This window comes from Acinetobacter sp. A22, from assembly GCF_030913345.1.
GTDB lineage: Bacteria > Pseudomonadota > Gammaproteobacteria > Pseudomonadales > Moraxellaceae > Acinetobacter > Acinetobacter junii.
The window spans coordinates 2,185,903-2,201,664 of the sequence record NZ_CP133162.1; the positions used below are offsets into that span (position 1 = coordinate 2,185,903).

At 40.0% G+C, this 15,762-nt stretch carries 8 protein-coding genes; 2 read left to right on the forward strand and 6 right to left on the reverse strand.

The features are described from left to right. Positions 1-8 precede the first annotated feature (8 nt). Positions 9-335 carry a chaperone modulator CbpM gene (locus tag Q9Q86_RS10710; protein WP_004957551.1) on the forward strand — a complete coding sequence of 109 codons (327 nt, stop codon included), beginning with the start codon at positions 9-11 and terminating at the stop codon, positions 333-335. A 23-nt stretch (positions 336-358) separates the two neighbouring features. Here the strand turns inward: Q9Q86_RS10710 and Q9Q86_RS10715 are convergent, their stop codons facing one another. From Q9Q86_RS10715 to rpsO, 3 genes are all read right to left on the reverse strand, one after another. Next, positions 359-1,579: a magnesium transporter CorA family protein gene (locus tag Q9Q86_RS10715; protein ID WP_004916768.1), complete on the reverse strand. Its 1,221-nt coding sequence runs from the start codon at positions 1,577-1,579 to the stop codon at positions 359-361. An 83-nt stretch (positions 1,580-1,662) separates the two neighbouring features. Then, positions 1,663-3,750 carry a polyribonucleotide nucleotidyltransferase gene (gene pnp / locus Q9Q86_RS10720; protein ID WP_171053834.1) on the reverse strand — a complete coding sequence of 696 codons (2,088 nt, stop codon included), beginning with the start codon at positions 3,748-3,750 and terminating at the stop codon, positions 1,663-1,665. A gap of 255 nt (positions 3,751-4,005) precedes the next feature. Next, positions 4,006-4,275, reverse strand: coding sequence for a 30S ribosomal protein S15 (gene rpsO / locus Q9Q86_RS10725; protein WP_004656162.1), 270 nt, complete (start codon positions 4,273-4,275; stop codon positions 4,006-4,008). A 236-nt stretch (positions 4,276-4,511) separates the two neighbouring features. Between rpsO and Q9Q86_RS10730 the strand changes: the two genes are divergently transcribed. Continuing rightward, complete coding sequence (locus tag Q9Q86_RS10730) at positions 4,512-5,810, forward strand: serine hydrolase (RefSeq protein WP_112987108.1); 1,299 nt, start codon at positions 4,512-4,514, stop codon at positions 5,808-5,810. A 675-nt stretch (positions 5,811-6,485) separates the two neighbouring features. Here the strand turns inward: Q9Q86_RS10730 and recD are convergent. The 3 genes from recD to Q9Q86_RS10745 form a co-directional block, all read right to left on the reverse strand. Further along, on the reverse strand, positions 6,486-8,231 hold the full coding sequence (recD, locus tag Q9Q86_RS10735; protein ID WP_205669700.1) for an exodeoxyribonuclease V subunit alpha: 1,746 nt from the start codon (positions 8,229-8,231) through the stop codon (positions 6,486-6,488). A gap of 99 nt (positions 8,232-8,330) precedes the next feature. Next, complete coding sequence (locus Q9Q86_RS10740) at positions 8,331-12,050, reverse strand: UvrD-helicase domain-containing protein (RefSeq protein ID WP_112987106.1); 3,720 nt, start codon at positions 12,048-12,050, stop codon at positions 8,331-8,333. Positions 12,051-12,053: 3 nt separating this feature from the next. Further along, positions 12,054-15,695, reverse strand: coding sequence for an exodeoxyribonuclease V subunit gamma (locus tag Q9Q86_RS10745; RefSeq protein WP_112987105.1), 3,642 nt, complete (start codon positions 15,693-15,695; stop codon positions 12,054-12,056). Positions 15,696-15,762 lie beyond the last annotated feature (67 nt).

A 15,762-nucleotide genomic window follows, 5' to 3' on the forward strand; every position in this document is an offset into this window, starting at 1 on the left:
GTAAGATCATGACAACAATTCAATACAAAGAAATTCAATATGACGGTCACTGCCAAGTTGAAATCATTGATGAACAATTGGCTCTTGATCTTGAGCACTTCGCTGAAGCGTGTGGTCAAAGTACCGATTGGGTTTTAAAACTGATTGATTATGATATTTTACAAATCAAAGTTGATCCACAAAGCTATAAATTCATTGGCGAAGATGTGGCTCGTGCTCGTCGTGCTTATCGCCTACAACGGGATTTCGATGCTAGCCTCTCAGCTGTGGCAGTAATGTTGGATTTAATTGATGAAGTCCAACAATTAAGAAGACAACTCAAACATTTCCACTGAGTAAAATACACAGACCAAATTCATCATTTTAATTTGGTCATTTTCTCAACTTCCTTCAGTGTTTGTTTGATTGGCTCATAATCTAAGAACCAAAGCAGATTAATATTTCGCTGCTTATTTTGTTGTGCGAGCAAATCAATCACACTACGCTCACCACGACCAACCAAATGTTGCTGATAAAAGTAATAAAGTAGCAAGACTGTACTCAGCAACATCACACCTAACATAATCCAAAAACCTACGGGTGATTTAAGACCAGGAATAAACTCAAAGTTCATTCCATAGATTCCCGTAAGTAAAGTTAATGGTGCAAAAACTGCCGTGATAATTGCAAGTATTCGCATATTCTCGTTAGTTTGGTTCGCAATCGCAGAAAAATGTAGATCAATTGCAGATTGCACAGCATTGCGAAGCCTCAAAGTATGCTTTTGCACGCGTTCGACATGACTCATCAAATCATTTAAACGAACTAACAGAATATCTTGAGTTTTGTGCTTATGTTCTCCAACCACATGATGATAATTATCTACAAGCTCATCCCGAAACTCTTGTAAAGTTTCAATTTGCTCTTCACATAGATTTTCAATCTGCTGAAATGCCATGTCTTCATGAAACAACTGATGCCATTGTTTAAATCGACGATTTCCTTGCAATAACTGTTGCTGCCAATATTCAACACGTCGTGTTAATGGGGTTCTTAGATTTAGATAACCATCAATCATACTGTTTAATAAACGAAGTGATAAATCAGCAGGTGTACTTGGTAATTTACGCGGTTTGTTTTGTTCAGCTATGGGTTTTTCCATAATCATCTGAATACGTTGGATATAACTCTCTACCGCTTTATTGCCCTGCTCTCTAAGACTAATCAAAATATGAGGCGTTAAAATAAAACTGATAGGCGTTGTCGCCAAACCAAAAACGCTTTCATGAGATTCAGATGCTTCATTTTCATAAATTTGGTCATCTGGCGTGATTAACTTACGAAAAACCAGAAGATCATATTCTTCAACACTATCAAAAGCACACGGATGTTCGATATTTAATAAATCTCGCATATGAAATTCATTGAGCACCACACCAGTATGCTCATAAATGTTCTTTTGCCACATCTCGTTATGATTCACTAAATCTTGTCTTAAACTATCGACCCATAAAAACTCTAGATGATGTTCTGCTTGTTCTTCTGCACTAATAAAAATCGTATTTTCACTGTTATGTCGATAAAAATAATAAAGCTGCATAACTCTAATGTTCAGATTAAATTTTAAAAAGATGATGCCATAAAAAAGTCCGCATTTAGCGGACTTTTTGTATATTGAGAAGCTTACGCTTGTTCAATATCTTTCATTGTTAACTTAATACGACCGCGGTTATCAACATCCGCAACCTGTACTTTCACATCTTGACCTTCTTTCAATACATCAGTCACGTTTGCAATACGCTCATTTGAGATTTGCGAAATGTGAAGTAAACCATCAGTACCTGGCATGATGTTTACAAAGGCACCAAACTCAACGATACGGATTACTTTACCGTCATAGATCTTACCTGGTTCAACTTCAGCAGTAAGTGCTTGGATTTTTGCAATCGCAGCACGAGCAGCAGCTTTAGTTTCACCAAATACACGAACTGTACCATTGTCTTCGATATCAATCGCAGCTTTAGTCTCTTCTGTAATGGCACGAATCGTTGCGCCACCTTTACCAATGACATCACGAATCTTGTCTGGGTTAATGCTGATCACTTCAAAAGTAGGAGCATGCATTGAAATTTCAGGACGAGCACGTGAAATCACTTTGTTCATTTCATTAAGGATGTGCATACGACCAGCAAATGCTTGGTTTAACGCAACTTCCATAATTTCTTCAGTGATCCCTTCAATCTTAATGTCCATTTGAAGCGCAGTAATACCGTTTGCTGAACCTGCTACTTTAAAGTCCATATCACCAAGATGATCTTCATCACCTAAGATGTCAGAAAGAACTGCGAAACGCTCACCTTCTTTCACTAAGCCCATTGCAATACCAGCAACTGGTGCTTTAAGTGGAACACCTGCATCCATAAGTGATAATGAAGCACCACATACTGAAGCCATAGAAGATGAACCGTTTGATTCAGTAATATCAGATACGATACGAATCACGTACGGGAAACGATCAGCAGCAGGAAGAACAGCTTGAACACCACGACGTGCTAAACGACCATGACCGATTTCACGACGCTTAGGGCCTGATTCACGACCAGTCTCACCTACAGAGTATGCAGGGAAGTTATAGTGCAACATGAAGTTGTCAGTCTTAGTACCAGCAAGGGTATCAACCATCAACGCATCACGAGTATTACCCAAAGTTGTTGTTACCAACGCCTGAGTTTCACCACGTGTAAATAACGCAGAACCGTGAGCACGATCTAATACACCGACTTGAACATCGATCGCACGAACAGTTTTAGTATCACGACCATCAATACGTGGCTTACCTGACAAGATGTTGTCACGTACTGTACGATATTTAAGATCTTCAAATAATTCATTTACTTCATCAGCGATACCAGTTTCGTCATTTTCAGGAACGAACTGTGCAACAGCTTCAGCATACAATGCATCTAGTGCTGTATAACGATCTTGTTTAACTGCAATCGTATAAGCTTCAGAAATTTTTGCTTCGAAAGCTTCTTTCAATTTTGCACGAAGCTCTTCATTTTTAACTGGAGCAACCCAAGTTGATTCAACTGCGCCAGCGGCAGCAGCAAACTCTTTAATGGCTTGAATTGCAATTTGCATTTCGTCATGACCGAAAAGTACAGCACCCAACATTTGGTCTTCTGAAAGTTCTTTCGCTTCAGACTCAACCATTAATACTGCTGATTCTGTACCCGCAACAACTAAATCAAGATCAGATTGTGCAAGTTGTTCAAAGTTCGGGTTTAAAACGTATTCGCCATTGATCAAACCAACACGAGCACCACCGATTGGACCACGGAAAGGTGTACCAGCAATTGATAATGCAGCTGATGTACCTAGCATAGCGGCAATATCAGCATCCATCGTCTTATCAGAAGAAACAACCGTTGCTGTTACTTGGATTTCGTTGAAATAACCTTCTGGGAATAACGGACGAATTGGACGGTCGATTAGACGTGAAATCAAAGTTTCAGCTTCAGATGCACGGCCTTCACGTTTACCGTAACCACCAGGAATACGACCCGCTGCATATTGTTTTTCTTGATAGTTAACAGTCAACGGGAAAAAATCTTGACCTGCTTTTGCTTTAGGTTGCGCAACAACCGCAACTAAAACAGTTACACCACCCATAGTGACTAAAACTGTATTTGCTTGACGTGCAACGCGACCCGTTTCTAAAACAACTTGGTGTTGACCAAATTGGAATTCTTTACGAACTATATTAAACATAGACATGTATTGTATTTTCCTAATTTTATTCTAGTGAGACCCCTAAGGTTTGGCATTCAGACCACAACTGCTGTGTAGATAAATGACAAAGCTTAGAAGCCATCGCACTAGATCAAATATTTAAAAAAGTTAAACGCAAAGAAGGAGCGAACAAGCGCCCCTTCTTAAAATCACCTAAAATAAATTAGATGAAACTCTCTTTTCAGCGATAAAGCATAACAACATGCGAAATAGCGAAAACAAAGTAAAATCGAATTAACGACGTAAACCTAATGCGCCGATCAAAGCAACATAACGACCGTGATCTTTACCGTTTAAGTAGTCAAGTAATTTACGACGTTGGTTAACCATACGAATCAAACCACGACGGCTGTGGTGGTCATGTTTGTGCTCTTTAAAGTGACCTTGCAAATCATTGATTTGAGCAGTCAACAAAGCAACTTGTACTTCTGGTGAACCAGTGTCATTTTCAGCACGAGCAAATTTAGCGATGATCTCTGCGCGATCAGTATTAGTTAAAGCCATTCGATTTCTCCGAGATGCTTAAAAGTTAAATGATAATGATCAGTTGCGAGCAACCGACTGCCGTGCATCACTACAGCAAGGTGCTATTTTAAGTGATCTATCGTTATATTGCAAAAATGTTTTATGTTTACTGGCAATTCGGCAGCTGACAGCGTTGAACAAAAACGGCACACTAGGATGAATCTGTTTTCAATTTATAACAGAAGTGAAAGAAAACGAAAAAATTCGAGGGAATCGTGAAAATTTTATCTACCAATACCTGTTATGTTCCAAAAGACCTGAATCAAGTTATTCGCTCCAAAGATGAGGTCGCAGCTGAATTGGGTGGGATGACGGAACGTCAAATCCAAAAAATTTGGAATAGTGTCGAACAACTTTATAAAACAGGTAATTACCCGCTTGTAACCCTGTGCTTACGCCGTAATGGACAGATTCTACTCAACCGAAGTATTGGCTATGCACGGGGAAATGCTCCAGAAGGTTTAGCTGCTGATGCGCAAATCGGAACACCAGATACTCCAATTTGTTTATTTTCAGCATCGAAAATGGTCACAGCGATGCTCATCCATATGTTAGATGAGCGTGGTGATCTAAATTTACTAGATCCAATCAGCTACTATATCCCTGAATATGGTGTCAACGGAAAGCGTCGTGCCACCATTTTTCATTTACTTTCTCACCGTGGTGGAATCCCTCGTATTGATCAAGAAGTAACACCAGAACTTCTGTTCAACCAAGATGAAGTTTTAAAGTTACTTTGTGCTGCTAAACCTGTTTCACCATCAGGTACTCACCTCGCCTATCATGCAGTTACCGCAGGTTATATCTTGGGTGAAATCGTTAAACGTGTAACAGGGCAAAATGTTCGTGACTTTTTGGCTGAACAAATCGAAAAACCAATGGGGCTTAACTATTTTAACTACGGTCTCAAACCAGAATATCGTGCCGATGCGGCATTAAACTATGCCACAGGAATCCATCCAAGTTTAGGGGCGGATCACTATCTACACCACGTATTAGGTGGTGGACTACAACTTGCAGTTGATGTAACCAATGACAACCGTTTTATGGATACCATCTGTCCAGCGGGAAATATTTACACCAGTGCTGAACAAGCAGGACGTTTCTTTGAAATGTTGTTGAGTGGTGGTGAATATGAAGGCAAACAAATCATGTCGCCACAAACGGTATTCCGTTCAACCCTGCCAACTTCTGGGGTTAGCTTAGATCGTACCTTATTAGCCCCTATGCGCTATGCGTTAGGACCTATGCTTGGAAGCAATCCAATTGGCTTATTTGGTCCAATGACTGGACAAGCATTTGGGCATATCGGGTTCTCGAATATTTTATGTTGGGCAGACCCAGAGCGCGACATCAGTGTTTCTCTACTGACAACGGGCAAATCAGTCGTCGGAACTCATTTACCTGCATTAGCAAAGACCCTCTATCAAATCTCTACCAACTGCCCAAAAATTCCAAAGAATCAGCGACGCTCATTGTTTGCAACTGATCGTACTGAAAATGATAACGTTTAATCTGAAACGTTCACGCATAAAAAAGCCCAAGTTAGACTTGGGCTTCTGCGCGTAATTATAGTTATCACTATTCTTCTAATTTTCTTTTCTTGTTTTGCTACATTCAACCCTCTGAGCATATCAGCACATCATTTTCTTGGTGTACTGTGCAGTTATTAGAGCTTGTTCCTCTTTATGCTTACTATTCTCTCAGAATCAATTGTGGAGAAAAATAGCATTTTTCTTATCTCTGTGTAAGCAAAAACGTACAGATCTGTATAACATTTAACTTAATAATACAAATTTGTTGTCCTACAATCATTTTTTTAGATTAAATAATAATCTAAATATTAAAATGACTCAGAGTGAATATTAACGTGTTGCAAGTTAAACAAACTAAATTGCAATTTGATGAAATCAGATAAATAAAAATCAAGAAAATAAAAAAGCCCTGTAGTCTCTCCCAAAACTACAAGGCTTAGCGGCTGTAAGTTTCCTCTTTTATCACTTACCTCACTGTAAGTTCGCTGTCATAACGACTTTATTATTATCTTTGTGCGATTTACCTAGCATTCCTTGCTAGGCTGTTTGTGGTTATATAATCTCAAAAACACGTATTTAGCTCTAGCGACAATATCTCGAATCTGTGTAAGCTTTTGCTTACAAAAACCCTCATTTTAAAGAATAATTTCACAATCAGTCTAAATTAATCTTTTGAACTAAACCACTGCGACGAACTGTTCGAATCGTAAGGGCTGCTCGTAATGATTTCTGTGTCGCTAAAATACTCACGACTTTTTTCGCTCTTGTAATTGCTGTATAAATCAATTCCTGACTCAACAATTTTTCTGCATGTGCATCTAAGACAATTGCAGTATGAGAGAATTCAGAACCTTGAGATTTGTGAATGGTCAATGCAAACGCTGTTTGCATATTACGCGGTAGTCGATGTGCTGCAATCCACTTATTTAAACTCGGAAAGTACACTTCAAATTGTTGTACTTGGCTTCGATGTTTAAAACAAATCCCAATATCACCATTTGAAATTCCTAACTGATAGTCGTTATAGGTCATCATCACAGGGCGTCCAACATACCATTCTGCAACTGCAATTTGTTTAAGCTGCTGATTCACCCAACGTTCAGCATAGCGATTGAGTTGTTCAATCCCCAAAGCACCATGTTTCACTGCCGCTAAAATTCGATAATCATCAAAGACCTGAATAACCTGTTGAATATATGATTCTGGTTGGTCGGCTTCTATATAGTTTTTTAATACGTCGACATAATCTTGAAAGCCATACATTAGTTTTTGTTGATACTGCTCAGCATCTATACCCTGTTGCTCAGGTAAATATTCCAACTGAATAAAATCAGGCATTTCTTTACTGAGTTTAATCTGCTGAAGTAAAGCAGGCTTTACAATTTCACTTTCAAGTTTAGATAAAACTAAATGAGAGTCAGCAGAAGCCGTCTGTGCTTGAATAAAACGAGCCAACTGACCAATTTTGGCTTCATCAGAAAAACGGCGACTTTTTTTTAGCTCTACTCGATTATCTGCCAAGCCTTTCACCTGCTGTAAATCTGCTAAAACTGCTCCCACATCGACGGATGCTAATTGATTGGCATCTCCCAATAAAATAATTCGACATGACTCAGGAACCGCTTCAAATAACGCGGTCGCAAGACTCAAATCTAACATCGACGCCTCGTCCACTACGATGACATCATAAGGTAATGGTTGTTTGAGATTGAAGCGTGGAACTTGTCGATTCCCCATTCCTAACAATCGATGCAGTGTTTGGGTACTTTGGTGTCGTAGGTTATCCGTTACTAGCCCAGACTCAAGCAACTTGGGATCCTTAAATGAGTTTTGCAATGCTTCTTGCATACGTTGCGCTGCCTTACCAGTAGGTGCAGCCATGGCAATCCGAATATCAGGGATTGTTTGATTTAATGCAGCAATAATGCGTGCCAAAGTATAAGTTTTACCTGTACCTGGTCCTCCTGTAATGATGCTGAGCCATTGTTGCAGCACCATACTTAAAGCTTTCTGCTGAAATTCATCACTCAATAAATGTTGATAAACAGAAATATCAATCTCTGGTACCATTCGTCGCTTTAATCGACAAATCTGATGAGCGAGGCGTTGTTCTAATTGCCAATATCGGTATAATGCCAAGCCCTGCTGATCATAGACGCATGGGGCAACCTGAGTCATTGCGATTTCACTGGAAACCGCTAGATCACCTAATGCTTCAAGCTGTATTGCTTCAAAATCAATACAACTGTCGCCTTGTAAACTGGCTTCCATCAATTGCTCTAATATTTTCGCAGCATTCGATGGTTGAGCAGATTGAGAGAACGGTGCTTGAGAAAGATAGCGACTCCACACATTCAACCACTGGTTTTGTTCTGGTTGCTGACTAATTCTTTTGTCCACAGAGTTATCCTCAAACTTACCCACACGCTTGTCCACAAGGTTATAGACAGACTTATTCACAAGATAAACTTTTGTTTAATTTAAAATTACACACTTTATCTACATTATTTTCTGATTTTTATCCTCAGAAAAATATCCCAGTATTGCATCTAATCGTAAAATAAACTCATCATTTGGCTTCCAATAAAAATAGCCTTGCTGAGCTTGCCCATTCATACCACGCAAATACAGATAAGATGCACCACCTAGATGTTCTGCAATATTATAATTTTGCAGTTTAACGCGAAGATAGCGATGCAAAGCGACTAAATATAACCCTGCCTGAAGCCAATAACTGGACAATGACATACTGTCAGCAATCTGTTCAGCAGCATAATCTGATTGATCTGCACCTAAATAATTACTTTTATAATCGGCAATATGGTAGCGCTGACCATCAAAATAAACCAAGTCAATAGAACCATTTAGATAACGTGCTGATTTCGCTTCCAATAGTTCAGGCATATAAATGTCATATTCTTCAAACAACTGCTGTATGCGTTGCATTGCTAATACACGATCAGATAAAGACAGATAAAATGGACATTCCGATAGATACTGTCCTGCTATTAACTGCTTTAACTGAAACTCACCATTCAGAGGTGTAGCCAAAACATCTTGTAGCCATTCCGCAATCCACTGATATAACAGCTGCTCAGCTTGTGGCTGTTCTGGAAACTGCTGTTGATATAAGCTAAAAAGATCAGACCATAAACTTTGATAAGTATTCTTAAAACGGCGACGAATTTCTTCGACCCAAGTATCAGGTTGTTGAAAATCAATCAGCTCAAAAATCTCATGTAAGAAATTACCTGCCAAAGCACCCTTTGGAAAATTTTGTTTAATCCATGCGATTGGCTGCGAAACAGGTCTCTCATCAATGATGATTTGTGTGAGCTCTAATTCATCTTCAGCCTGTTGTAGATTCTGATCCATATTTGCCAAGCGATCCATACGATTGGCTTTATGTTTTAAATGTTGTGCCAAATAACTAAAGCTGGTTTTGCCGCGTGCATAAAAACGTTGTGTCGGTAAAGGCTGTGCAGCAAGTGTTAAATCTTGAGAGATCTTTGCGGCACGAAGAGTTGCTGGACGTTCCTGAAGACACGCCTCATCCGCACTATAGATGTGCTGAAAAACCTCAGCTTGATTTTTCCAAAAAGCTAAAGCAGATGCTTTGGCTTTATCCCCTTTTTCAGGTTCAAACACAGCATAAACACGATGACTAGCACGCGTTAGTGCGACATACCATAAACGGTTTTGTTCGGCTTGAGCGCGTTGTTGATGCTGATTGATTTCTGTATCTTGAAGAAAATTTTTATCAGCGATCGCAACGACACGTTGTGTTCGGATTTGTCCTGTTTCAGGGAGTTGAATCTCTGTAGTGGAAAAGTTTAAAGCTTCTGATTGATTTGAGGGTGATTTATTTGCACCCAATAAAAAGACGATTTTGAACTCCAATCCTTTAGATTGATGAATCGTCATGAGTTGTACACCAGCTTCACTGGATAGTTTATGTTCCAGTTCCCACTCTCGATCACTTGGCGAATTCAGCTGTTTAAGATACCAATGATAGAGATTCTGAGGTCCTTGTACATGTTCGCTATGCTGACTCAAAATATCGGTCAAATGACGTAAATTTACCACGGCACGTTCATTATCTTTACTTTGAGTGATCACCAATTGCTGCCAAATCTCGAATTGATTTAGACATTGTTGCCACGCCACCAAGAAACCTTGGTTAATCCACAGTTCACGAAGATCATCAAAGGATTGCATGTACTCACTTAACCCAATTGGGCTCTGCTCGAGTACTAACAATCGGTTAAGATCAAATCCAAATAAACGGCTAAGTAAGGCTCGTTTCAACTTAGCCTCATCAAAGGGATGAAGTAGAGCCGTCAATAAAGCTGCCACATCTTGTGCGATAGGCGAGTCAAATACGCTGCGTTTTGATGGTCGATTGACACGAATTCCCAAATGCTGCAATGCCTGTTGTACTTCGTCTAGCTGTCTGTGACTACGTGAAAGTACAGCAATATCATCTTCGTCAATTGCTTTCCGAGTTTCACCTTGAAGATACAGTTGATTTAAGTGTGCTTGATTGAGCAAACTTTGAATTTTCCATGCGACCTGAGTCGCTTGTTCTTTTGAGTCCGCAAGCTGTAACCAGCGTAAAGGGGCAGGATTAATTTGATGATCATCGATTAAGACAGGATGTGGTCGCTCTCCTGCTTGAATCGGGTCATAGATCACTTGCTCGCCAAAATCTATTTGTCGTTGAAATAAAGCATCCACCACTTCGACCAATTCTTTGACTGATCGATGGTTATGAATCAATTTATATTCGCGTCCCTGTTTTGCCATAATATCTTGATAGGCATTCAGAAAGGTCAGCATGTCCCCGCCACGGAACCCATAAATCGCCTGTTTACGGTCCCCAACCATAATCATGCAACCCTTTTGATAACGCTGTGGATGCCGCCAAATACTCGCCAACATATCATCCTGATCTTGGTTTGTGTCCTGAAACTCATCTACCAAAATAAGCGGATATCGGGCTTGTACAAAGACTGCAAAACGTTGCCCCTGCTCACCCTTTAAAGCATCTGACAAGGTTTTAATTTGCTGAGCAAAAGTGGTTTCCCCCTTTTGTTGTAATATTTGTGGCAAACGTTTTTTGACTTCAACACATAAATAAGCTTTTAAATAAACTTGCAATTGTTCGAATTGTTGTTGAGTCTGCTGCAGAGATTGAAGTAATCGTTGTAGTTGTAAAAGGGTTGGATGTTGATAAAAACCTTCTGAAATATCAGCCGGACATTTCTTAAATATTTTCTGCTCATTGAGCTTATCTAAAAATTTAAATGCGGCATCACGTTGACTGGAAAAATAAGCATCAAAAACTTGTAAATTCTCCGTCTCAGTAAGTGTTTTTAATAGTTGAGGCAGAGATTCACTAAACAGTTTATTAAATGCATGATTACGAAAAGAAGTTCCATTGATATGTGAATAATGCGCACCATCCAAATTAAAATATTCAGCCAAGCAATTAAGTTCAATTTGCTGCGCTTGTTGCCGCCATTGTTGCAGTTGAGCGCATTCAATCTCAGGAAAATTCGGCAACTTAAATTGTGCTGAACTAAAATTTAGTGAACTTTCGACCATACCAATAAAGTAATCGACATTCTTTAATCCGCCCACCATGTAAAGTGTATCAATCAACGGTTGGGGCTGGGCTTGAATCCATTCACGCAGTACATCGTGGATCAATTGACGGGTATAGGCTTTTGCATCTTCCGTAATTTGCGCGCGTTCGATCTTGCCACTTTCAAAAGCGAATTCTCGTAATAATTTCTGGCTAAAACTATCTAATGTGCCAACAAATAACTCATCTAACTGATCTATTACTAGCTTTAACCGTTCACAAGCATAGGCAATACGCGGTGCGAAAGTTTGTAAAATATGTTGCTTTAATGGATCATTTTCTTGCAAGGCAAACTGATAAATATCCGCTTCCAATACATTTCGAAATGGTTCTAAAAACTGTTGAACCTCAACTAAACGCGCGCGTATCCGCGTTTTTAACTCTGCTGCTGCTGCGCGAGTAAATGTTGTAGCAATCACCTGATGTGGCAAATATTTTTCTAAAAATATCCGCACCATGAGACTCGACAGAGTATAAGTCTTACCTGTTCCTGCCGAAGCTTCAATTAAATGTAAACCTTCGAATTGAATATCACGAATCGGTTGGTAAGACACTGGAAATTGTGAATGCATGTCTTACTCCACTCGTAAAAATTCAAAAATCGGTTGATATAAAGCATAAGAATAATGATCACAGGCGAATTGCAACAATGCCGTTGCATCCTGTTCCTGCAAAATAAACTGCCAATCTCGATGCTGTTGATTCGCCTCATCTTGACTGAAATCAACAAAGCCTGTGTTGTAGGTATTTTTCCAGATTTTCAGCAAATCATTTTGGCTCTCTTCACTCAGCGTATGTAGTGCATCCTGTTCAACCCAGTCATATGCTTTCCCTTTTTCTAAAGGCTTTAATAACAATGCCGCAGGCAGCACCACAGGTTGCTGTTGGGCCTGTTGCCAAAGCTGTAACCAATGCTGTAGATAGTGCTTCGCCTGCTGTGAACTCACCCCCTCACAAATCACGGTTTGATCACTAAATACCACCACACGACGTTTTTCAGAAGCCGTCTCTTGATCCAAAATGACAAGCCACAGCAAATACTCAAGCCAAACTTTGGCAAAGCGTTTAGCACGTGCACTCGAAGCATCTAAGCTAATCCAGTCTTGCGCAATGTGTTTGGGTGTAACACAACTGATTTGAAGTTGTTTCGATACTCGCCAAACACGTTGCGTGGTTTCTGTTGGGGAAGTTGCATAGTCTCGCAAACGTTCCAACAAACGTTGTTGCTCTATACGACTTTGTTGCCATGCACTGTGTTGCACTTTTCCGACAGGTAACTGATCTTGCAATAAAGCGGGTGCCGTAGCATCTATGTTTTGTTGTAAAAAATGACGAATCGCGTATTTACCTAGACCATCGAGCATCAGAGGTTCAGTCTGATCCACTATTTCTGTAGCACTTAGATTTTCAATACCCAGCGTTTTAAGATACAAACGTGCAGGGAAAATCACGTCCTGAATCCATGAATGGGCATCTAGAATGATCATGTCTTGCCGTTCAAGTGGATAGCTTGTATTAACCCAAGCCTGACGTTCACCCTTAATCTGCTGCAACTGGGATGCCACCTTAAACCAATGATCTTGATAGCGTATATGTCTTTGCTCAGCGATAAATCCTAATGGATCAAAAGGTTGTAAGCGATGCAAATGATAAAGTGGATAAAGTTTTGACGGGATTTGCAAAGCTTTATAATCATCCGTGCAAGAAGTTTCTGTATTGGCAAATGAGTCAGCGAGATCAGGCTTTATAATCAGTCCCAAATGATCTCGAAACCCCTGCAATACACTTGATGGCTCACGTACCTCACCATCATTCACATCAAAACCATTATAGAATAGCCAAAGCTGCTCTTGTGCTAGCAAAACTGCATCCAAAAATGCACCTTGATCATCTTCCAGTCGAGAACGATCACCTAATTGCTGACGAAGAGCATCCATTAAATCAAAGGGAATATGACTATCTCGATTAGGGAACTTACCCGTATCTAAATTCAAAAGCACAATCAATCGATAAGGAATCGGGCGAATCTGACCAATTTGGCTAAATGTAATTTGCCCTGTCGGTTCGACTTGTGCAGATTGGCTTTCTAAAGCCCGTTGAATTTCATCAACGATATAAGGCAAAGGCAGTGAAATCTGACGTAATTGAGTTTCAGCATCGTCATAATAGCTCGCCAAAGTCAGCATTCGCTCTTGCTTATGGACAATATCGCGTACTGCTTTCAGGGCAACAATATCAGCTTGTTCAAACTCTTGGATGTCTTCCTTTAGCTTTTTCAACCAAGCTTCCACAGTAAAACTCTGTCCTAACTCATGTGCAACCCACCAATCACGCCGTGCCGATAAATCTTGATAAATTTCAATCAACAAACCTATCAACTCAAAGTCACTTGGCTGAACATCTGCATAACTTAAAGTCTGCTGCACCATCACATGAGCTGGGATGGCAATCCCTAGTGCTAATCGATCTAAAGCAAACTTAAAACTATAGCGATAGTCGTCATCGCTAGCACTTAAGCTTTGCTGTAAATGTGCTGCATCCAAGCCACGTTTGAAGCCTGCATCATTTAACAAAGCTAAAATGCGTTGAGCTTGACTATAATCAAGACCATAACGTTGTTGAGTTGCGGCTAGATTCAACCAATCTGCAAAATCATCCTGAGTAAAACGCCCTTGTGGTAATTGCATCCGACCTAAAACAGCTCGCCATGCATTGAGTGCATCAAGCTGCGCCACCCCAGCAATTTTGACGGGTAAAAATGCCTCTTGAGTATGAGCAACCGCAGGGAACACACTGCGAATTAAAGGTTCTAATTCAGTTAAATTAGGCGTTAATACCAAAACATCGCTCGGACGGCGTGGTATGTCATCTACTTCAGATAACCAATGCACCAATTGCTCTTTCAGCACTTCAAGTTGTCTTAAACTGGAATGACATACATGAATCTGAATCGACTGATCATTTTCAACCAACTGATACTGTTCAGCTTTGGGTTCAGCAAGATAGAAAATATCTGACTGCACTTTACCCAATAAAGTTTCTGGAAAATGATCCACAAAGGCATCGACCCACTTCCCTTCCTCACCTGTTGCCAGTTGTGATAAAAGTGAGAAATGATCTCGAGCTTGTTTACCCAGTCGAGTCAATAAAGGATGACGTGACTCACGGGCCTGCGCATTAAAAAACAAAGTGAATTGTTCAAAAAAGGCCGTTATTTCTGCATCTGTCGCCTTTGGATTTTTAAGAATAAAGCGCTCTTTGACACCAAGATCGTAACGCTGCTTCCATTGCGGATCGACACTGTCTGCCCAATACTCTTGTGACGGGTTGAAATGCAAAATCAACACATCAAGATACTGCCCTAAACGGCGTAAAAACTGTAATTGGCTGGGTGGTAAATCTAATAGTGTAAATATAATGATCTGCTTGGGAAGTTGAGCCAAAGCCTGCGTTCTTGTAACCTCATTGTCTAAAAGTTTCCAAAAGTCGGTATCAATACGCTGCATTTCCACAAAATCCTCATGGAAATAATGCTGCCACAACCAACGCTGCCAAGCCTCTAACTGTTCGATTTGGTTCAAACTAAACGCAGACGTCTGTTGATCTGTTGTCGAGATTAACTTTTCAATATCGAGGGCTTGATTACGCCCCCATTTAGACAACCAGTTACTCGCACAACTACAATCCTGTACGCAGCCACGTTGGCAACTTCCGCGATAAATCATGTAGTTATTAAAAAGATGGGAGACTTGCTCAGCGACCCAATACAGCATACTTTGCTTTTTTAACTGCTTCTCTGTGCCATCTTGTAATTGGTCGGCACTGTCATAAATACGCTGCACAATCGAATATAAAGGATGATCTTCAAGCAAGCTGATCTGTGCGGACTGAATAAAAGGTTGTAAAGCTTGGTATATACGCCATTTTAAAATCAAACGAGGAATATTGGCTTTACGAACTTGTTCTTTATTTTCAAGCACCTGTTGATAGGCATACCATTGAAAACCACGAATACGCTGGTGAAATTGGTAATTCGCTGACATGCCTTGCTGCTCAGCAATTTTTTGCGTTAGCCATTGTTCTTGAGCAGGGCTAGGAACTATAAAATGCTGCGTTTGAAAAACTTGAAATGGTGACGAACTCGGCTGATTCATCGAGGCCATCACCCCTTGTAATAATACATCTAGGCGCTGACTTTGAATGACATGAATACCCATGTGTTAAAGAAACCTCTTTAATAAATCACCATTCGAATGCACAAATTCGTACACAATCATCACTATA